Raw genomic sequence first — 20,567 nt, forward strand, 5'->3', positions numbered from 1 at the left:
TCGGCCTGCCGCAGGAACCCAATGATCTGTTCCTCGCTGAATCTGCTCTTCTTCATGTCCGTCATTCTCCTGGTGGTTGACGGACTTCACTAACTTAAGACTGGTACGGCTGGTGGGGGGCAGGTCAGGCCCACAACGCGCTGACGCGCCAGAGCCGCGAGCCTTGGGAGGACTGGGGCACCTGGCGTACGTTCTGGGGCCGTCGCCTGTTCCGGATTGCACCCGCCTACTACCTGCTGCTCGCGGTGGCCCTGGCCTGTGGTCCGCTGCTCGGGCATTTCCGCGAGGCAATTGCCGTTCCCTTTCCGGACACCATGACAGCCCGAGATCGGTACGCGGATGCCTCGATCGTCAACATCTTCAACCACGTCACCTTCGTGTTCGGCCTGCGGCCGGAGTACGCGTTCCGCACCCCTTTGCCCGACTGGTCGATCGGGCTGGAGATGCAGTTCTACGCAGTCTTTCCCTTCCTGATGCTGGCCCTGGGTCGCACCTTCAGCCTGTGGCGCCATCTGCTGGTGCTGGCGGCGGGGCTCGGCGTGTGGGCGCTGCTGTGGGGGTATGCGGCACGCTTTCCCATGCCAGCGTTTCTGCCGATGAAGCTGCATGTGTTCCTGCTCGGCGTGGCGCTGGCGCGCGCGCGACTGTCCGTCCGTGGACTGGGTCCCTGGTGGGTGGTGGCCGTGGTGTGTGGTCTGGAATGTGCGCGGCATCCCGATGTGCACGGGCTGGCGTTCGCGCTGATGGCCGGGGGCTTTGGGGTGCTGGTCGCCGGACCGGGGGCATGGCCGGGGCTCAGCGCCCTTCGCCGATGGCTGGCTTCCGCGCCCGGTCAGCGTGCAGGGGACTACGCCTACAGCTTCTACCTCGTGCACCTGCTCGTGCTGTTGCCGGTGGCCGGCACGTTGGCGGCGTCCTCCGCCTACCTGGCCCTGCCGGCCTGGGAGCGCTTCCTGATCTGCGCGGTGTTGGCCGGGGGCGTGTCATTGGGCCTGTGCATGCTGCTGCACCGGTATGTCGAGCAGCCCGGCATCGCGTGGGGCAAGCGCTGGCTGAGCCGCCGCGCCCGCACCGTCACCGCCGTGTCGGGCTGAGCCGTCAGCGCGGCTCGACGGCTTCCGCCGTGGCCTCCGGCAACAGTTCCTGCACCAGCGTCCTGAACCGGGTCGCGCGGGCTTCGCCGGCCAGGGTGGTCACTTCCTGTTCGCACGCGGTCAGCCAGGCCAGCAGGCTGGCCTGGTCGATCACTTCGCGGGCCGCCTGGCGCAGCGAGGCGTCTCCGTGTCCCAGGATGAGGGTCAACTGCCCCAGGGCGTAGAACTTTGCCGCAGCGAGGCTGCGTGCCGGCGCAGCAGGCGCGGGCGCTGCGGGGCGGGTGTCCTGTGCTGGCGAGCAGGGTGCGATCAAGCCCCGCGACAGCAGTCCCTGCACGTCCTCGACCTTCAACGACAGGGCCTTGATGGCCGGCAGCAGCGCCGTCACCGGCTTCTTGCCGTCGACCATGATGAGCAGAGCCCGCAGGGCTGGCGCGAGCGCCGCATCGCGGGTGCGGAGGAGGGCCCGCGCGGCTTCCGTCTTGGCGTAGGGGATGCCGAGTTCCAAGTGTTGCCTCCTGACAGACTTCGTCAGAAGGCTCATTTTGCGAAGCGGCTGTGACAGTTTGACGAGGGGCGCCAGCGGGTCTTTGGCGACAGACCTACCATGTGGCGGTTGCCACACCGCCGCTCCGCCGGGATTCTTGCGCATGCACTTCGCTGACTACGCCCGATACGACGCCCTCGGCCTTGCGGATCTGGTCCGCCGGGGCGAGGTCAAGCCTACCGAGTTGCTCGACGCCGCCATGGCGCGCGCCGATGCCACCCATGGGGCGCTCAATGCCATCGTGCGGCGGTTTGACGACCGGGCGCGCTCGCGCGTGCAGCAGCCTTTCGACCCGGCGCAGCCGTTTGCGGGTGTCCCTTTTCTCATCAAGGACCTGTTTCAGGAGTGGGAGGACGTGCCGGCTGGCTGGGGCAACCGCTGTCACCACCGCCATCCGGCGGCCGAAACCAGCGATGTGGTGAGGCGGTGGCTCGAGGCCGGTCTGGTGATCTTCGGTGCCACAAACGTGCCCGAGTTCGGTGCCCGCAACGTGACCGAGCCGCTGGCCGCCGGTCCCACACGCAATCCCTGGAACCTGGGCCACACGCCCGGGGGATCGTCCGGCGGTTCAGCCGCGGCGGTTGCAGCGGGCATCGTCCCGGTGGCGGGCGCCAACGATGGTGGCGGCTCGATCCGCATCCCGGCGGCCTGCACGGGGTTGTTCGGCCTGAAGGCGGGACGGGGGCGCATCTCGATGGGGCCGGCCGCCAGCGAGGGCCTGTTCGGTGCGGCGGTGCAAGGCGTCGTCTCGCGCTCGGTGCGGGACACGGCGGCGATGCTGGACCTGCTGCAGGGGCCCGAACCCCATGCGCCGTACTGGATGCCACCCCCGGCCACGTCCTATCTGGCCGGGCTGTCGCGCCCGCCTCGCCCCTTGCGCATCGGCTTCACGACCGACGCACCCACCGGCACGCCGGTCGACCCGCAGGCCGTGGCCGCCGTGGAGGATGCCGCACGCCTGCTGACGGATCTCGGACACCATGTCGAAGCCGTTCCCTTGCCATTCGACGGCCCCGCATTGATGGCCGATTTCATGCAGGGCTGGTTCTGCGTGCAGGCCATGTTGCTGAGGGAGTTGGGCCGAGTGGAAGGCCTTCGCGACCGGGATGTGGAGCCCGACAGCCGGGTGATGGCCGATGTGGGGCGGACCGTCTCAGCCCCCGAGTTCCTGGCTTGCCTGGGGCGTTGGCACGAGCACACGAGGGCCTTGGCCGCCTTCCATGGCCGGTTCGATCTGTGGCTGTCCCCCACGTTGAATGGCCCGCCCGTTCCGATCGGCGCCATGACGACCCCGCCCGCGTTGCACCTGGTCAACCGGCTGCTGTCGGCGCTGGGTCTGTTCGGTCTGATTCGCCGCACGCGCTTCTTCAACGACACCGTGTTGAAGAACCTGGCGTGGACACCCTACACCCAGCTGGCGAACGTGACAGGGCGGCCTGCCATGTCGGTGCCCCTGTACTGGACGCCCGAGGGGTTGCCTCTGGGCGTGCAGTTCACCGGGGCGCTGGATTCGGAAGGGCTGCTGCTCCAACTGGCCGCCCAACTGGAGCAGGCTCGTCCGTGGGCCCAGCGGCGCCCGGCGCTGTGAACCGCATGGCATGATTGTCGTTTTCTTGCCGAGGCGCTCTGGCAGGGTCATGTTCTGAGCCTGGCGCTTGGCAGACTCTGCCCATGCCCATCTTTCTGCACACGGCCGATTGGCAGATCGGTCGTCAGTACCCCGCCTTCGAACCCGACAATGCCGTGCCGATGGCGGCCGCCCGCATGGAGGCCGTCCACCACCTGGCCCGGCTGGCTGCCAGCGAGGGCGCGCAGGCTGTGCTGGTGGCCGGGGATGTGTTCGACGCGCAAACCGTGTCCGACAAGACCGTGCGCCAGCTGTTCCAGGCACTGGAGGGCTGGCCGGGCCCCTGGGTGCTGCTGCCGGGCAACCACGATGCCGCCCTGGCCGAAAGCGTCTGGTCCCGCGCGCAGCGGCTGGGCGTGGTGCCCCCCCATGTGCACCTGATGTTGAGGCCCGAGGTGCTCTTGCTGCCTGAAGCGGGCCTGGCTGTGTTGCCGGCGCCCCTGACTCAGCGCCACACGCACCACGATCTGACGGCATGGTTCGATGCCGCCGAGACGCCCGCCGGGCTGCTGCGCGTCGGGCTGGCCCACGGCAGCGTGACCGGCATCCTGGCCGAGGACATCGACTCTGCCAACCCGATTGCGCCGGACCGGGCCGTCCGCGCCCGGCTGGACTACCTTGCGCTGGGTGACTGGCACGGCGCCCGTCAGATCGACGCCCGCACCTGGTACAGCGGCACGCCCGAGCCCGATCGCTTCCGCAACAACGAGGCCGGTCTGGCCTTGCGGGTGCACATCGACGCCCCCGGGGCGAGCCCGGGGGTCACGACGCTGGCTGTGGGCAAGCTGCGCTGGCAGCAGTGGGAAGCCAGCCTGCATCAGCCGGGCGATGTCGAGGCCCTGGTCGAGCGCCTGCAGGCCGTGGGCGGCAGCGATGTGCTGGACGTGACCCTGCACGGCGAGCTCGACCTGGCTGCCCATCAGCGGCTGGATGCCGCGCTGGCTGCTGCCGAAGCCCGCCTTCGCAGCGTGCGCGTCGACCGACATGGCCTGCGCTTGCGCCCCACCGAGGCCGATCTGGCTGCCCTGCGGGCCGACGGCTACGTGGGCGAGGTGGTGGCGGGCTTGCGCGACGAGGCTCTGGCGGGCAGCGATGTCGCCCGCGAGGCCCTGGTGCAGCTGACGGCGCTGCTGGCCGAGCTGGCGCCCGACACCCAGGCTGGAGGCGCCCATGCTGCTGCGTGAACTCCGCGTCGAACAGCTCCGGCAGTTCCGCGAGCCCTATGTGCTGGCCGATCTGTTGCCTGGGCTGAACCTGCTGACCGGCCCCAATGAAGCCGGCAAGAGCACCCTGGTGCGGGCGATCCGGGCCGCGTTCTTCGAGCGCCACCGCTCCACCACCATGCAGGACCTGCAGCCGTGGGGTGACAGCGGTGCCGCGCCGGCCATCGACCTGCGCTTCGAGCACGCCGGCGTGCCGTATGTGCTCAGCAAGCGGTTTGTGCACCGCAAGCGCTGTGATCTGACCGTGGGCGGGCAGCAGCTGGATGGCACCGATGCCGAAGACCACCTGGCGCGCTTGCTCGGCTTCGACTTCGCGCTCAAGGGCGCCAGCAAGCCCGATCACTGGGGTATTCCGGGCCTGCTGTGGATCGAGCAGGGCCGTGCGCAGGAGTTGCACGCCTCGGTGGCCCATGCAGCTGATCACCTGCGTGGCGCACTGGGCGGCCAGGCCGATGAACTGGCTGCCAGTCTGGGCGATGCCGTCCTGGAGCGGGTCATGGCCCGGCGCGCCGAGCTGCTCACGCCGAGCACAGGGAAGCCGGCCGGCGCGTACCGCCAGGCTCAGGCCGATGAGGCCGAATGGCGCGCGGCGCTGAACCGCCTCGATGACCGGCTGACGACCTACCAGGCGCAGGTGGACGAGCTGGCCGCGCTGCGCGCCGAGCACCAGCGCGATGAGGCCGAGCAGCCCTGGCTGGCGCTGCGTCGCCGTCAGGAAGAGGCGGAGACCGCGCTGAAAGACGTGGCCGGTTGGCAGGCCGAACTCGCGCGCATCGAAGGGCAGGCTCATGAGCTGAGCCAGCGCCGCATGCTGCTGCAGGATCAGCTGGAAGCCGTCCGCCGCATGGAAGAGGAGCAGCAGCGGCGTCTGACCCAGCTGGGCGCGCGGCGCAGCAGTGTGGCCGATGTGCGTGAGCAGGCCGAGGCACTCCGCCTGCAGTCCCAACGGGCGGACGCGGCCCTGGACGCCGCCCGCGTGGCCCACCAGGCCGCGCAACTGGCCGCCCGACGGCATGAACTGCGTGGGCAGCACGCCGATGCGCTGCGACAGGCGGCCGAACAGGCAGCCCTGCTGAGCCAGGCGCGGGAGCACGCCGCACGGTTGCATGCCCTGCGCGCGCAGCCGGCACCAGCCGCCGTGCCGCCGGCCGACATCAAGGCCTTGAGCGCGGCCCTCGACGTCCTGCGCGATCTGGCCGTTCAGGAAAGCCTCGTGGCCACGCGCCTGGAGGTGCGCCTCAAGCCGGGGCAGCACGTGCGTCTCAATGGCGAGGTGCTGGAAGGCGAGGCGGTCCGGTCACTGCTGGACGACACCGAGATCGAGGTGCCCGGTGTGGGGGCGCTGCGGCTGCGGCCGGGCGGGCGGGATCTGGCCACGCTGGCGGCAACCCGACGCGACGGCGAGGCCCGCCTGGCGGCCCTGTGCGAGCGCTGGCATCTGCAGCCCGGCCCGGGCGCTGTGGACGAGGCCCAGGCGCGCAGCCAGGCTGCGGCCCATCATGCGGCCGAGCTGGCACAGGCCGAGCAGGCCTTGCGCTTGCTGGCACCCCAGGGTGTCGAGGCGTTGGAAGCGCGCCTGGTCACCAGTCAGCAGAAGGCGCACGCCTTGGCCACCGAGCTGGGCTTGTTGACGTCGGCGACCGATGGTGCGCCGCCCGTGTCAACAGACGAAGCCGATGCCCTCGAACTGGCCGAGCACCGCCGCCAGGCCGAGGCCGCCGAAGCCCAGGCCGCTCGCCAGCAGCAACAGGCCCAGGCAGCATTGCAGAACGCTCGCGAGACCCTGGCCACTGCCGAGGCAGCCCTGCATCACGACGAGGCTGAATGCCAGCGTCTGGCTGCCGAGCTCACCAACCCGCAACGCCAGGCTGCACGGGAACAGACTGGCCGTCAGCTGACCGAGGTGATTGCCCAACTGGACGACCTGGCCCGCCGGGTGGCCGCGCAACGCGCCCGCATCGATGCCGCGCAGCCCGAGGCCTTGCAGCGCGATGTGGCCCGGTTCCGGCAGTCGGCCGATCTGGCGCTGGCGCGGCACCGTGAGCGCCACGAACAGCTGATCCGCCTGGAAAGCACCCTGCAGGCCGAGGGCACGCAAGGCCTGGCCGAGCAGCGTGCTGACCTGCAGGCCCGGTTGACCCAGGTGCAGCGCCGGCTGGCCGAGTACCAGCTGCGCGCCGAGGCCCTGACCCTGCTGCAGCAGCGGCTGCAGACCCAGCGTCATGCCCTGACGGCGCGGCTGCAGGCGCCCTTGCAGGCCCACCTGCAGCGCTATCTGCGGCTCGTCTTTCCCCAGGCTCGGCTTGATCTGGACGAGCACCTGCAACCGCGCTTGCTGGCGCGGGGCCCGGCGGGTGCCGAGGAGCACGCAGACGTGCTGGACCTGAGCTTCGGTGCGCGCGAGCAACTGGGCATCATCAGCCGGCTGGCGTACGCCGACCTGCTGCGCGAGGCCGGGCGGCCCACGCTCATCATCCTGGACGACGCCCTGGTGCACACCGACCCGGCACGGCTCGATGCCATGAAGCGCGTGCTGCTGGATGCGGCCGAGCGCCACCAGATCCTGCTGTTCTCATGCCATCCGGAACTCTGGCAGGATCTGGGCGTGCCCGAACGCCGCATCGGCCGAGCGCGGCTGGCCGCCAGTGCCTGCTGATCGCCTCACCTGGTTGCTGCCATCCTGAAGCCGCCCATGACGACCCTGATCCAGCCCGGCCTGTTGACCCTGCACAGCCACCGCGCCGAGCGCTTGGCCGAGACCGTGCTGGCGTGGCTGGCGGCCAACCCGCTGGCCCCGCTGGAGGAAGAGGTCATCCTCGTTCAGAGCAACGGCATGGCCGAATGGCTCAAGATGACGCTGGCCCAGCGCGCCGGGGTGTGTGCCGCCACGCGGGTGGAGCTCCCTGGCCGCTTCATGTGGCGCACCTACCGCCAGGTCCTGGGGGCCGATGCGGTCTCGTCCCATATCCCGCTGGACAAGACCGGCCTCACGTGGCGCCTGATGCGCCTGCTGCCCACGCTGCTGGCCGAGCCCGGCTTCGAGCCGGTGGCGGGCTTTCTGCGCCCGCACGAGCCTGACCGGCTGTACCAGCTGGCCGCCCGCCTGGCCGATCTGTTCGACCAGTATCAGGTCTACCGCGCCGACTGGCTCGACGACTGGGAGGCGGGCCGTGACCACCTGCGTGTGCCCGGTCGTCCGGACCTTGTCCTGCCGGCGGATCAACGCTGGCAGCCGGCATTGTGGCGCGCGCTGATTCAGGAGCTGGATGAGGCCGAGCGCGCCTGCATCCGCCCGCGCCTGCACGGCCGCGTCGTGGCCGCGCTGGAGCAGGGCGAGCCCCTGAGCCGTCCCGTGGCGCGGCGCGTGGTGCTGTTCGGCATGACGCACGTGCCCTTGGCCACGATGGAACTGCTGGCCGCCCTGTCTGGCCACAGCCAGGTCATGCTGGCCGTGCCCAATCCCTGTCGCTACCACTGGGCGGACATCATGGACGGCCGTGAGTTGCTGCGCAGCACCTGGCGACGGCTGCCTTTGCGGGGCGAGCGTGACCTGTCCGCCGTGCCGCTCGAATCGATGCACGCGCACGCGCATCCGCTGCTGGCGGCGTGGGGCCGGCAGGGGCGGGATTTCGTCCGCCAGCTGGACGCCTTCGAGGAGGACCGACAGGCTCGTCAGATGAGCCTGCCCCGCATCGACCTGTTCGACGAGGCCGATCCCGAGCAGCCCACCTTGCTGGAGCAAGTTCAACAACGTGTGCGCGACCTCGTGCCTCTGGCCGAACACCCCGACGCCCGCATCCCTGCGAGCGACCGTTCCATCGTCTTCCATGTGGCCCACAGCGCCCAGCGCGAGGTCGAGGTGCTGCACGACCAACTGCTCCAGCTGTTTGCCGACAGTGCGGCCGAGGGGCGCCCCGTGCAGCCCCGTGACGTGGTCGTCATGGTGCCCGATGTGGAGGTCATGGCACCGGCCATCCGCGCCGTGTTCGGCCAGCACAGCCGGCACGACCCACGCCACATCCCGTTCGACATCGCCGACCTCAGTACCCGCGCCAGCTCGCCTCTGGTGGCCGCGCTCGAATGGCTGCTGCGGCTGCCCCAGCAGCGCAGCCGGCTTTCCGAGTTGCGTGACCTGATCGATGTGCCGGCGGTGGCCCGGCGCTTCGGCATCGACTCGGAGGCCCAACCCCGCCTGGCGCAGTGGATGAGCGGCGCCGGCATCCGCTGGGGCTTGCATGCCGCCCAGCGCGAGGCGCTGGATCTGGCGGCGTGCGGCGAGCAGAACACCGCCTGGTTCGGGCTGCGCCGCATGCTGCTGGGGTATGCCAGCGGGGCAGGGCGGCTGGATGGGGCGGCCGGACTGGACGATGCGCCGGTGTTTGCCGGCATCGAGCCCTACGACGAAGTGGGCGGCCTGGAGGCCGAACTGGCGGGGGCGCTGGCGGCCTTGCTGGACGCACTGCTGGCGTGGTGGGCCGCGGCCCGGGAGGATGCACCCCCGGCCATCTGGGCCGAGCGCGCCCGCGCCTTGCTGACCTCGGTGTTCGCGGCCGCCGACGAAGCCGACCGCCATACCCTGACCGCGCTCGAGGAGGCCCTGTCGACCTGGCAGACCGCCTGCGACGAGGCCGGCTTTGCCGAGCCCGTGTCGCTGGACGTGATGCGGGAAGCCTGGCTGGGTGCGCTCGATGCCCCCGCGCTGAACAAACGCTTCCGCGCCGGTGGCGTCACCTTCTGCACGCTGATGCCGATGCGGGCCATCCCCTTCCAGGTCGTGTGTTTGCTGGGCATGAACGATGGCGACTATCCACGGCGCGCATCCCGCAGCGATTTCGACCTGATGGGCTTGCCGGGGCAGGTTCGGCCGGGTGACCGTTCGCGCCGGGACGACGACCGCCAGCTGATGCTGGAGGCCGTGCTGTCTGCCCGCCGCATGCTGTACGTCAGCTGGACGGGCCGCAGCGTGCGCGACAACACCGAGCAGCCGCCCTCGGTGCTGGTGTCCCAGCTGCGCGATTACCTCGGTGCCGGGTGGCTGGCAGAGGAAGAAACCGACCTCGTGGCGCGCCGTCAGCTGCTGCGCGACCGCACGACCGAGCATCCGCTGCAGCCATTCAGCCGCCGCTACTTCGAAGTGGACTCCCCGTTGTTCACCCACGCGCGCGAATGGCGGGCCGCGCACGACGCGCCCCTGGCGATGGACGAGCTGCCGGGGCCGGGTGTGGCCGAAGACGGACCATCCGATCAGACGGTCGATGCATCGGCCATGGCCGCAGCGCCGGCCGCGCCGATTCCGCCGCTGCCTCCGTTCGAGCCCGATCCCCATGTGCCGCTGACCCTGGCTCAGCTCACGAGCTTCATCCGCCGCCCGGTCGGCACCTACTTCCGCCAGCGCCTCAATGTGGTGTTCGACGAGCTGGCCGACCTGGGCGAAGACGAAGAGACCTTCGCCCTCGACGGCCTGGAGAACCACCAGCTGGCCGATGGGCTGCTCAAGGACGTGGTGGTCGAAGTGGGGGCGGCTCGGGGCGAAGCAGCGGCCGTCATGCTGGCCGCCCGCGTCGACGCCCAGATCGCCCGCATTCGCCGTGCAGGCCGCTTGCCCATGGGCGGGCTGGGCGAGCGCCAGGCGGCGGCCCTGCGCGGTCAGGTGCTGCCTGCGTTGGCAGCCTGGTACGCGCTGCGTGAGGCCTGGTCCGAGCCTGCGCCACGGCAGCGGGTGCAGGTCGAGCACCACGGCGTGGTGCTGGCCGACTGGCTGGATCAACTCCACCACCTGGGGGCACACCCGGAGGCCTCGGCCGTTCATGGCGCGGCCGCACCCGATGAGCCGGTGCATGCGGCCTGGCTCGCGCTCGATCCGGGTCGCCTGATGGACGACATCGAGAAGGGGCCGCCCCGCGCGAAGAAACTGCTCGGTGGCTGGGTGCGCAGCCTGGCGGCTGCCGCGTGTGGCGTGCACCTGGGCGGCCGCCTCGTGGGCAGTGATGCCACTGTGTTCATCCACCCCATGCGCACCGACCAGGCCCGGGCCGATCTGGCCGCCCTGATCGACCTGTGGCGCGAGGGCCTGAGCGCGCCCCTGCCTGCGGCCCTCGAGACCGGGCTGGCCGAGGTGGGCGACAAGGGCAAGGCGCAGGAAGCGTACGAAGGTGCGAAGTTCCGTCGGGGCGAGGTAGAGCAGGATCCGTGTCTGGCCCGCCTGTTCCCCGACTACGACACCTTGTCCAGCGACCCCCGCTACGAAACCGTGTGCGAGGCCCTGTATCGCCGCCTGGCCGACTGGGTCACCGACCATGTGGCCTGGTGCCCTCATTCCACGCCGATGCACCCATCCATGTCCGCATCAAACCCGTCTTCCGAGGACGCCCCGGCATGAGCACCAGCCAGAACCTGGACGCGCTGCGCTTTCCCCTTTGGGGCAGTCGCCTGATCGAAGCCAGCGCGGGCACCGGCAAGACCTGGACGATCGCCGCGCTCTATCTGCGTCTGGTGCTGGGCCACGGTGGGGCCGATGCCCACCCGCGTCCGCTGCGCCCCGGCGAGATCCTGGTCATGACCTTCACGCGGGCTGCCACCCGCGAGCTGTCCGATCGCATCCGCGCGCGCCTGATCGAGGCCGCACGCTGCTTCCGCGGCGAACTGGAGCCGGCTGCCCACGACGGCCTGCTGCGCGAGCTGATGGCGGCCTACCCGGATGGCACTGAGCGCCAGGCCGCGGCGTGGCGGCTGGCGATGGCTGCCGAGGGCATGGACGAGGCTGCCGTGCACACCATCGACGCCTGGTGTCAGCGCATGCTGCGCGAACACGCCTTCGACAGTGGCAATCTGTTCGACGAGACCCTCGTGGCCGATGAGGCGCGGCTGCTGACCGAGGCCGTGCAGGACTACTGGCGCCAGCAGGTCTACCCTCTGCAAGGTGAAGGGCTGGACCGCGTGCTGGCGATCTGGTCAGGTGTCGATGCGTTGGCTGAGGACATGAAGGCGCTGTTGGCCGATCCTCCGCAGGTGTCTGTTGCCGCCCTGTCCTTGCAGCAGGTGATGGCAACCGAGCACAAGCAATGGGCCGACACGGTCAACCGCCTGCGGGCCGGCTGGTCCGAGCGTGTCCGGTGGCTGCGCGGGTGGTTTGCCACCCAGCTGAGCGAGCACAAGAAGGACTGGAACGGCAACAAGCTGCGCGCCGACTCGGTCGACAAGTGGATGACGCTGTTGCAGGACTGGGCCGATGCACCGGAACCGATCGCGTTCGACTTCAAAGAGCTCGCGACGGGCGCCCGGCGACTGACGCCCGAAGGCCTCCTGGACGCCCGAGGCAGCAAGGCCGGGCCCATCGACGTGCCGCCGGTCTTTTCCGATGCCGAGCAACTGCTGGGCGAGTTGCAGCGACTGCCGGCACCGGGCAGCGCCGCACGCCTGCATGCGGCGGCCACCGTGCACGCACGCCTCAGGCGCCTCAAGCGCCAGACGGCGCAGTTCGGCTTTGCCGACATGGTCGATCGGCTGGATCACGCCCTGTCTGGCTCACATGGTGAGCGGCTCAGGCAACGCATCCTCACCCAGTATCCGGTGGCCCTGATCGACGAATTCCAGGACACCTCGCCCCGCCAGTTCCGCCTCTTCGATCAGCTTTACCGCACCGCCGACAACGACCCCCACACCGCGCTCCTGCTCATCGGCGACCCCAAACAGTCGATCTATGGCTTCCGCGGGGCGGACATCCATGCCTACCTGCAGGCGCGGCGGGCCACCGAGGGGCGGCACTACATGCTGGGCACCAACCACCGCTCCACCGTCGAGCTGGTCGGCGCTGTCAACCACTGGTTCGTGCAGGCCGAAAGCCGTCCCGGGCCCGGCGCCTTTCTGTTCCGTGAGGGCGAAGACAACCCGGTTCCCTTCGTGCCGGTGGCAGCACGGGGCCGTCCCGAACGGTTCGTCAGCGGGGCAGGGGCCGTGCCGGCCGTGCAGATCGTGCATGCCACCGAGTCGGCCCACATCGCGCGCACCGTCTTGCGGGGCTTTGCTGCGCGCTGCGCCGAGCAGATCGTGCAGTGGCTCAACGACCCGCAGGCCGGGTTCGAGCAGATCGGCATGCCGTTCCGGCGCCTGCGCCCGGCCGACATCGCCGTGCTGGTGCGCACGGGCCGTGAGGCCGCGGCAGTGCGGCGCGAGCTGCGGCTGCGCGACGTGGCGTCGGTCTACCTTTCGGAGAAGGACTCGGTCTTTCGCAGCCAGGAGGCACGTGACCTGTTGTTCTGGCTGCGCGCCGTGGCGCAGCCGCTGGATGCCCGTCTGGTCCGGGCGGCGCTGGCCACCCGCACGGTGGGGTTGAGTCTCGATGAACTCGGCTGGCTCGCCACCTCTGACGAGGCCTTCGACGCCCGCAGCGAGCAACTGCGCCGCCTGCAGACCGTGTGGCAGACCCAGGGCGTGCTTACCATGCTGCGCCAGAGCCTGCACGTGCTCGATCTGCCGGCGCGCAGCCTGGCCGAGGTCGATGGCGAGCGCCGGCTCACCAATGTGCTGCACCTGGCCGAACTGCTGCAGCAGGCCAGCACCCGGCTGGAGGGGGAGCAGGCCCTCATCCACTGGTTGGCCGAACAGATCGACGAAGACGGCAGCACCGGCGACGAGCAGGTCATTCGCCTCGAAAGCGATGCCGACCTCGTCAAGATCGTCACCATGCACAAGAGCAAGGGGCTTGAGTACCCGGTGGTGTGCGTGCCCTTTGGCTGCGCCCACCGCGCGGTCGAGAAGGCCCGTCAGGGCGTGGTGCGCCTGCCGGGTGCCGACGGCCAGCGCACGCTGCACCTCGAGGTCGACGACACGGTGCAGCAACTGGCCGACCGCGAACGCCTGCGCGAAGACCTGCGTCTGCTGTACGTGGCGCTGACCCGTCCTCGGCATGCGCTGTGGTTCGGTTTCGCCGCGCTGAAGGCCAAGGGCAAGAGCGCGAAGTGCATCACCCACCTGAGCGCTGCAGGCTACCTGCTGGGCGGGCAGGAGGCCATCGAGCCTGCCGGGTGGCAGGCTTTGCTGGAAGCGCTGGTCCGGGGCCAGCCCGACATGGTGCTGCAGCCGGCCGCCTTGGGGGATGCCGGCCCGGTCACGCGGCTGCAGGCGCGCGAGGCGCCGCCGCCGCTGGCCGACCGCGCACCCTATGCCGCGTGGTTCGACCGGCGCTGGAGCGTGGGCAGCTTCTCGGCCCTGGTGCGTGCGCTGTCCGGACCGGCTCCGCAGGCATGGAGCGACCGTGCCCCACGCCCGGCCGATGACGAGGCCGCTCCCGCCGTGCCGTCCGATGAGGCGCCATCGTTGCCGGCGCCCCCGCCGGCAGCCAGCCCGCCCGACGACAGCCCCATCCGCCATCGCTTCACCAAGGGCGCGCTGGCCGGCAACTTCCTGCACGACCAGCTGGAATGGCTGGCCACCGAGGACTTCGCCCTGGCCACCCGGCCGCAACTGGCCGATCGGCTGCGCCAGCGCTGTGCGCGTGCCGGCCACGGGGACCACGCCGATGACCTGGTGGTGTGGTTGCAGGCGGTGCTGAGCACCCCCTTGCCCGGCCCCGGCGCCGCGCTGGCGGAGCTGCAGCACCTGCTGCCCGAGATGGAGTTCTGGCTGCCCGCACAGCGGCTTCCCGCTGCGGCGCTGGATGCCGTGTGCCGCGCGCACATCCTGCCCGGCCGAGACCGACCCGAGTTGCCCGAGCGCGAGTTGCACGGCATGTTGATGGGCTTTGCCGACCTCGTGTTCGAACACGGTGGCCGCTACTGGGTGCTTGACTACAAGTCCAACCACCTGGGGGCCACCGATGCGGCCTACCATGCGGACGCGCTGGAAGCGGCGATGACCGAGCACCGCTACGACGTGCAGGCCGCCATCTACCTGCTGGCGCTGCACCGCCTGTTGCGCGAGCGCCTGGGTGGCGATTGCGACCCCGCCAAGCACCTGGGTGGCGCGGTGTACCTGTTCCTCCGCGGCACCGAAGGCCCGGCACGCGGGGTGTGCCTGATTCCCGCCACGCCCGCGCTGATGCGCAACCTGGACACGTTGCTCGAACCGGAGCCAGCCAAAGAGGGGAGCGCGCCATGACCCCGCCCCGCACCCGCACCACCGTGCCGCCCGAGCAGACCGGCTTCGACTTTGACGCGCCGCCGGCGCTGGCCCAACCGGCAGCGACCGTGTCGCCCTCTGCCGCTGACCTCTGCCAGCAGCTGACCGCGTGGAGCGAGGCCGGCTGGCTGCGGCGTCTGGACAGCGCGCTGGCGGCCTTCGTGCGCGACACCGACCCGCAGGCCGCGCCGGCCGTGCTGTTTGCGGTGGCTGCGCTTGCGCACATGGAAGGGCGCGGCCACACCTGCCTGTCGCTGGCCTCGCTGGTGTCGGATGCGGCCGCCCTGCTGGGCTGGCCCGAGCCTGCGCGGCAGGCCTGCGAGGCCTTGCGCGCCACCCTGCCACCCCATCTGCCTGACTGGGTGGCGGCCCTGCGTGCCAGCCCGGCCGTGCGCGATGCCGGGCGTGCGCCCGATGGCGGGCAGCCCTTCGTCCTTGCCGGGCCGGACGCAGCGCCCCGTCTTTACCTCCGACGCTACTGGGACCACGAGCGTCTGGTCGCCCAGCAGCTGCGCGAGCGCGCGGCGCGATCCTGGCCCGTCGACCCGACCACCGTGCGCGGCTGGCTGGATCGCCTGTTCGGAAGCGCGCCCCAGGCCGATGTGGCGGAGCCCGACTGGCAACGGCTCGCGTGCGCGGTGGCGGTGCGTTCGGGCGTATCGGTGATCACCGGGGGGCCGGGCACCGGCAAGACCTACACGGCGGCACGCTTGCTGGCGCTGCTGTTTGCGCTGGCGGAGGAACCCGACCGGCTGCGCGTGGCCTTGGCCGCCCCGACCGGCAAGGCCGCCGCACGGCTGAAGCAGTCCATCGACACCTCGCTGCAGGGGCTCGCACAGGCGCTGGACGGCCACCTCGATCTGCCCGCGCTCACGCAGCGCATCGGCGCCGCGCGCACGCTGCACGCGCTGCTCGGGGCCCGCCCTGACACGCGGCGCATGCAGCACGATGCGACCCGTCCCCTGGATGTCGACGTGCTCATCGTCGACGAGGCGTCGATGATCCACCTGGAAATGATGTCATCCTTGCTGCAGGCTTTGCCGCCCTCGGCCCGGTTGATCCTGTTGGGGGACAAGGACCAGCTGGCCTCGGTCGAGGCGGGTGCCGTGCTGGGTGACCTGTGCCGGGACGCCGAAGCGGGGGGCTACAGTCCCGAAACGGTCCGCTATGCCGAGGCGGCTGCCGGGCAGGTGCTGCCTGAACGCTTTCATGCGGTGCACCGGGCGCCGCCGCCCTTGGCGCAGCAGACCGTGATGTTGCGGCAGAGCCGTCGGTTCGGGGGCCCCATCGGGCAACTGGCGCGGGCCGTGAATGCGGGCGACGTGGCGCGCGTGCGGGAGGTGCTGGGTGCCCCGGGCGCCGGTGCCGTGGCCGCCCAGGAGCGCGCCACACCGGCCGACGTGCTGCACCTGGCCGTACACGGCCGCCCCGGAGGGGAAGCCTGCTACCGGGCGTACCTGGACGTGATGGCACGGCGCCCGGCAGGCAGCGACCATGAGGACTGGGTGAAGGCGGCGCTGCGCGCCTTCGAACGCTTCCGGTTGCTGTGCGCGGTGCGCGAGGGCGACTGGGGCGCATTGGGGCTGAACCGGCTGGTCGAGCGGGCCCTGGCCCAGGCCGGCCTGCTGTCCCCGCGCGGCGAGTGGTATGTCGGCCGGCCCGTCATGGTCACGCGCAACGATCCGGCGCTGGGCGTGTTCAATGGCGACATCGGGCTGACCCTGCCACCGGCCACGCCCGGTGGCGCCCTGCGGGTGTGGTTCCTCGACGGCGATCAACTGCGCTCGGTGGGCGTGAGCCGTCTGGCTCATGTCGAGACGGCCTTTGCCATGACCGTGCACAAGAGCCAGGGCTCGGAGTTCGAACACACCGTGCTGGTGCTGCCGCCTCACGGGGGCGCCTTGCTCAACCGGGAGCTGGTCTACACCGGGATCACGCGGGCGCGGGAGGCGTTCACGCTGATGGCGCCGCAGCCGGGTCTGCTGACACAGGCCACGCAGCAACCCACCTACCGTGCCAGCGGCCTGCTCGACCTGCTGAGGCCCTCCCGTTCCTGAGGCCGCTCCGGTGCCGGTGTCCGGGCCACGACCCACACGGACACGCTGCGCACCCCGGCATCCTGCAAGGTGCGGGTCATTTCCTCCAGCGTGGCCCCGGTGGTCATCACATCGTCGACCAGGGCCACGTGCCGGCCTCGCAGGCGGGGCAGGGCGCGGTCCCGCACGGCATAGGCCCCGCGGATGGCCTGACGTCGCTCGTCGGCCGACAGACCCATCAGGCGTTCGGTGTGCCGCACCCGCACCAGGGCGTCGGGCAGCATCGGCACGCGCAGCGCCTGTGTGGCGGTGCGGGCCAGCAGCTCGGCCTGGTTGTAGCCCCGCTCCTGAAGGCGCTGTGCAGACAAGGGCGCCGGAATCACCAGCGGGCGTTCGGCCGGCCGCAAGCGCTGCAGGCCCGGAGCCACACGCTGGGCCAGCAGCCCGCCCAGCATCCGTGCCAGGGCCGGTTCCTCGTCGAACTTGAGCCGGCCGATCAGCGTGGTCCAGGGCGCGACGTAATCCAGGGCGGCCACGGCCCGATCGAACTCGGGTGGGTAGTCTTCGCACAGCGTGCAGGGCTCGTCCGCCGGGTGACCTGCGGGGAGGCTCAAGGCGCAGCGCGGACAGCGCGGTCGCAACGGGGCCAGCACCTGCAGACAGGCATGGCAGACCACCCCGGGTTGCCAGCGCCCGCACAACCTGCACGGCGCCCCCAGCGGGCGAAGCAGCCGCGACAAGAAGCCACCTGTCGCAGGCGGTTGAATCGGGCGGCGAGGCAGCGTGGGCATCGGCTCAATATACTGAGCGCCCCCTGCCTGATCCATCGCCCGATGGTGGGGCCTGCTGCCCCTTGCCTGCCATGTCCGACGTGCCTTTGCCTTCCGCCGCTGCCTCCGCCGACCTGCCCGATGTGGCGCCCCATGCGCCTGCGCTGGCACGGCAGATCCGTCGTCTTGCGGCGCTGCCCGAGGCGCCCTGGCTCCACGGCGAGGTGGGGCGCCGCCTCGCCGACAAGCTGGTGCCCATTCGCATCGAGCCTGCGCACTGGGTGGACTGGTCTGCTTTCCTGGGCGCCGGGGCGGAGGCGGTCGCGGCGCGCTATCCCGAAGCCCGTCGCTGGATCATGGAGCCGCATGCGGCGCTGTTCGAGCGCAGCCTGGCGGCATGGCAGGCCGGGCAGTCATCCCCGTGGTGGCGCCGCTGGCGTCAGGCGTCGTCGCCGGTGTCGCAGGCCGATGCGCCCCGGCCCGACGGCTGGCCGGCCGATGGGGTGCAGATGGTGTGGGCCAACATGACGCTGCACGCCAGCGCCGATGTGCCCGCGCTGCTCGCGCACTGGCACAGCCTGCTGGATGTGGGCGGCTTTCTGATGTGCAGCGGGCTCGGACCGGACACCGCCACCGAGCTCCGCGGTGTCTACCGCGCGCTGGGGTGGCCCCTGCCCACCGTCGACTTCATCGACATGCACGACCTGGGCGACGAACTGGTCCAGGCGGGCTTTCAGGACCCGGTGATGGACATGGAGCGGCTCACGCTGACCTGGCCGGACGCAACCGCCATGCTGGCCGAGTTGCGCACCTGGGGCGGCAACGTGGCGGTGGGGCGCCACGCCGGTCTGCGCACGCCGCGCTGGCGCGAGCGCCTGCTGCAGGCGCTCGAGGCCCACTGCCGCCGGCCCGATGGCCGCCTCGGCCTCACGGTCGAGCTGGTGTATGGCCACGCCCTCAAGCCCTTGCCGCGACCGAAGCTGGCCGCGGAGACCCGCGTGTCGCTGGACGACATGAAGCGCATGGTGCGCCACGGCCACGATCGAACGTGAACCGGGTCAACCCGGTGAGACGTGATTGCAACGCCGACAGCGGGTTATCCATAGCCTGCAGTGCCCGATTCCGTATTGAGATGGCTCAAGTGGCTGAATAGAATGGGTCACACGGTCGAGGGATCTCACCCCTTGGCCCGCCGATCAACCCGACGGACCCGGCCTGTGCGCCGCGGCCATCGCAGAGGAGTCGTGGGGCATGGCAGTCACCTGGTCGTCTGTTGGCGTGAAGGCCCCCGCGCTCTGGCAGTTCGGCATCTGGCGTCCCGAAGCGGCCGCCGCGCAATCCCCCCGTCTCCCTTTCTTGCGCCCCGGCGTCTGGTTGGCCGAGTGGCAACTGCTGCGCGCCGACGTTCTCAGCCCCTGGCAGATGGGGCGGGCACTGTTTCTGCTGGCAGCCCTGTCGCTGCTTGTGAGCGTCGGATTCTGGCTGGCGGGCTTTTCTCCCGTCATGGCCTTTGTCTGCCTGGAAGTGGCCGGCCTTGGCATGGCGATGGTGATCTGGATGCGGCATGCGACGGACCGGGACGTGATCTCCCTGCGTCCCGACCTGTTGCGCGTCGAGCGCCATCGTGCAGGTCAGGTCGACACGGTCGAATTCAACCCACGCTGGGTGAGGGTGGAGCCGGACCAGCTGGATGGCTCGCTGGTGCGGCTCTCCCATCACGGGCGCAGCGTGGTGGTGGGCGATTTCGTGCAGCGACAGCACCGGCGGCAACTGGCGGACGAGTTTCGCTGGGCCTTGCGTCATCTCGACGCCCGGTGAGGAAAGGGTGGCGGCATGCCCGGTCAGGCGTGCCGTCGTGATGCCCCCTTCATGACCGTCGACAACCCATGGCGAGCGAGAACATGATCCTGGATCCTGGTCAGCGAGTGAGTGAGGTGGTACCGGCAACAGGCCCGTCTCGGTGGGCGCACTGTCTGTCCGGATGTCGTGCGACGATGTCGGTCGCGCTCGGGGTAGCCGCCATGGCCTGGGCGTCCATGGCTCATGCAGTGAGCGACCTTCCCGGTGGGCCGGGTGTGCGCCAGATCGATCTGCAGCCGCCTGTCACGCGGATCGCCGCCGAGCAGCAATGGCTGCACAACATGATGCTCTACATCTGCGGCGTCATCTTCGTCGCGGTGTTCGGGGTGATGTTCTATTCCATCTGGAAGCACCGCAAGTCCAAGGGGGCCAAGCCAGCCGATTTTCACGAGTCCACCACGGTGGAGATCGTCTGGACCATCATCCCCTTCCTGATCGTGATCGGCATGGCCTTGCCGGCTACCAAGGTGGTCGTCGCCCAGAAGGACACGACCAATGCGGACCTCACCATCAAGGCCACGGGCTACCAATGGAAGTGGGGCTACGACTACATCAAGGGCGAGGGGGAGGGCATTTCCTACGTGTCCACGCTGGACGCCACCCACCGCGCCCTGTCCGATGCCGGCACCCCGCAAGGCGACAACTACCTGCTCAAGGTCGATGAACCGCTGGTTGTGCCGGTCGACAAGAAGGTGCGCATCATCACCACGGCCAACGACGTGATCCATTCTTTCTGGGTGCCGGCCTTCGGCATCAAGCAGGACGCGATCCCCGGCTTCGTGCGCGACACCTGGTTTCGCGCCGAAAAGACCGGTGATTTCTACGGGCAGTGCGCCGAACTGTGCGGCAAAGAGCACGCCTACATGCCCATCCACGTGAAGGTGGTGACCGCCGAGGACTACGCCAAGTGGGTCGGCGCCAAGCAGAAGGAATTGCAGGCCAAGGCCGATGACCCGGCCAAGGTCTGGGCACTGCCCGACCTGGTGGCCCGTGGTGAAAAGGTCTACAACGCCAATTGCGCTGCCTGCCACATGCCGACGGGCAAGGGTGGCGGGGCAATCAAAGCGCTCGATGGCTCGCCCGTGGTGCTCAGCGAAGACAAGGCCAGGCAGATTCACGTGTTGCTCAACGGGCAGAACAACATCATGCCTGCATGGCGCCAGTTGTCCGACACCGAGATTGCGGCGGTGATCACCTACACCAAGAACAGCTGGTCCAACAAGACCGGACAGATCGTGCAGCCGGCCGACGTGCTGGCCATGCGCAAGTGATGCATTGACGCGTCGAGTCGACG

General features: G+C 70.2%; 12 protein-coding genes. 10 read left to right on the plus strand and 2 right to left on the minus strand.

The window, feature by feature from the left end:
- Window positions 1-140 precede the first annotated feature (140 nt).
- Window positions 141-1,094 (plus strand): acyltransferase, encoded by a 954-nt coding sequence (locus QZ709_RS08280; RefSeq protein WP_294636833.1) that lies wholly within the window; start codon window positions 141-143, stop codon window positions 1,092-1,094.
- 4 nt (window positions 1,095-1,098) lie between these two features.
- On the opposite strand, the gene QZ709_RS08285 is transcribed toward QZ709_RS08280, so the two are convergent.
- Window positions 1,099-1,602, minus strand: a complete 504-nt coding sequence (locus QZ709_RS08285) for a hypothetical protein (protein WP_294636797.1) — start codon at window positions 1,600-1,602, stop codon at window positions 1,099-1,101.
- A gap of 142 nt (window positions 1,603-1,744) precedes the next feature.
- Between QZ709_RS08285 and QZ709_RS08290 the strand changes: the two genes are divergently transcribed.
- From QZ709_RS08290 to recD, 6 genes are all read left to right on the plus strand, one after another.
- Window positions 1,745-3,229, plus strand: coding sequence for an amidase (locus tag QZ709_RS08290; RefSeq protein ID WP_294636799.1), 1,485 nt, complete (start codon window positions 1,745-1,747; stop codon window positions 3,227-3,229).
- An 83-nt stretch (window positions 3,230-3,312) separates the two neighbouring features.
- Complete coding sequence (locus tag QZ709_RS08295; protein WP_294636801.1) at window positions 3,313-4,452, plus strand: DNA repair exonuclease; 1,140 nt, start codon at window positions 3,313-3,315, stop codon at window positions 4,450-4,452.
- Window positions 4,439-7,147: an AAA family ATPase gene (locus QZ709_RS08300; RefSeq protein ID WP_294636802.1), complete on the plus strand. Its 2,709-nt coding sequence runs from the start codon at window positions 4,439-4,441 to the stop codon at window positions 7,145-7,147. The genes QZ709_RS08295 and QZ709_RS08300 overlap by 14 nt, the downstream gene beginning before the upstream one ends.
- 36 nt (window positions 7,148-7,183) lie before the next feature.
- Entirely contained in the window at window positions 7,184-10,870 is a 3,687-nt protein-coding gene (gene recC, locus QZ709_RS08305; RefSeq protein ID WP_294636804.1) for an exodeoxyribonuclease V subunit gamma, read from the plus strand.
- Entirely contained in the window at window positions 10,867-14,586 is a 3,720-nt protein-coding gene (gene recB / locus QZ709_RS08310) for an exodeoxyribonuclease V subunit beta (RefSeq protein ID WP_294636806.1), read from the plus strand. Before recC ends, recB begins: the two co-directional genes overlap by 4 nt.
- Window positions 14,583-16,664 (plus strand): exodeoxyribonuclease V subunit alpha, encoded by a 2,082-nt coding sequence (gene recD / locus QZ709_RS08315; protein ID WP_294636808.1) that lies wholly within the window; start codon window positions 14,583-14,585, stop codon window positions 16,662-16,664. Before recB ends, recD begins: the two co-directional genes overlap by 4 nt.
- On the opposite strand, the gene QZ709_RS08320 is transcribed toward recD, so the two are convergent.
- Window positions 16,616-17,257, minus strand: a complete 642-nt coding sequence (locus tag QZ709_RS08320; RefSeq protein WP_294636810.1) for a ComF family protein — start codon at window positions 17,255-17,257, stop codon at window positions 16,616-16,618. The genes recD and QZ709_RS08320 overlap by 49 nt on opposite strands.
- 248 nt (window positions 17,258-17,505) lie before the next feature.
- Here QZ709_RS08320 and QZ709_RS08325 point away from each other — a divergent pair, with 248 nt between their 5' ends.
- The 3 genes from QZ709_RS08325 (at window position 17,506) to coxB (ending at window position 20,544) form a co-directional block, all read left to right on the plus strand.
- Complete coding sequence (locus QZ709_RS08325) at window positions 17,506-18,465, plus strand: biotin synthase (RefSeq protein WP_294636812.1); 960 nt, start codon at window positions 17,506-17,508, stop codon at window positions 18,463-18,465.
- A gap of 199 nt (window positions 18,466-18,664) precedes the next feature.
- Complete coding sequence (locus tag QZ709_RS08330; protein ID WP_294636813.1) at window positions 18,665-19,231, plus strand: DUF2244 domain-containing protein; 567 nt, start codon at window positions 18,665-18,667, stop codon at window positions 19,229-19,231.
- A 176-nt stretch (window positions 19,232-19,407) separates the two neighbouring features.
- A complete protein-coding gene (gene coxB / locus QZ709_RS08335) occupies window positions 19,408-20,544 on the plus strand; it encodes a cytochrome c oxidase subunit II (protein WP_294636815.1) in 1,137 nt (378 codons plus the stop codon).
- Window positions 20,545-20,567: the final 23 nt, after the last annotated feature.

The sequence above is a fragment of the uncultured Aquabacterium sp. genome, from assembly GCF_913773725.1.
Taxonomy (GTDB): Bacteria; Pseudomonadota; Gammaproteobacteria; order Burkholderiales; family Burkholderiaceae_C; genus Aquabacterium.

Excerpts from the sequence above, each read along its gene's own strand:
- QZ709_RS08290 (WP_294636799.1), top strand. The coding sequence starts at position 1,745 with ATGCACTTCGCTGACTACGCCCGATACGACGCCCTCGGCCTTGCGGAT.
- QZ709_RS08295 (WP_294636801.1), top strand. The coding sequence starts at position 3,313 with ATGCCCATCTTTCTGCACACGGCCGATTGGCAGATCGGTCGTCAGTAC.
- QZ709_RS08300 (WP_294636802.1), top strand. The coding sequence starts at position 4,439 with ATGCTGCTGCGTGAACTCCGCGTCGAACAGCTCCGGCAGTTCCGCGAG.
- recC (WP_294636804.1), top strand. The coding sequence starts at position 7,184 with ATGACGACCCTGATCCAGCCCGGCCTGTTGACCCTGCACAGCCACCGC.
- recB (WP_294636806.1), top strand. The coding sequence starts at position 10,867 with ATGAGCACCAGCCAGAACCTGGACGCGCTGCGCTTTCCCCTTTGGGGC.
- recD (WP_294636808.1), top strand. The coding sequence starts at position 14,583 with ATGACCCCGCCCCGCACCCGCACCACCGTGCCGCCCGAGCAGACCGGC.
- QZ709_RS08325 (WP_294636812.1), top strand. The coding sequence starts at position 17,506 with ATGTCCGACGTGCCTTTGCCTTCCGCCGCTGCCTCCGCCGACCTGCCC.
- QZ709_RS08330 (WP_294636813.1), top strand. The coding sequence starts at position 18,665 with ATGGCAGTCACCTGGTCGTCTGTTGGCGTGAAGGCCCCCGCGCTCTGG.
- coxB (WP_294636815.1), top strand. The coding sequence starts at position 19,408 with ATGTCGGTCGCGCTCGGGGTAGCCGCCATGGCCTGGGCGTCCATGGCT.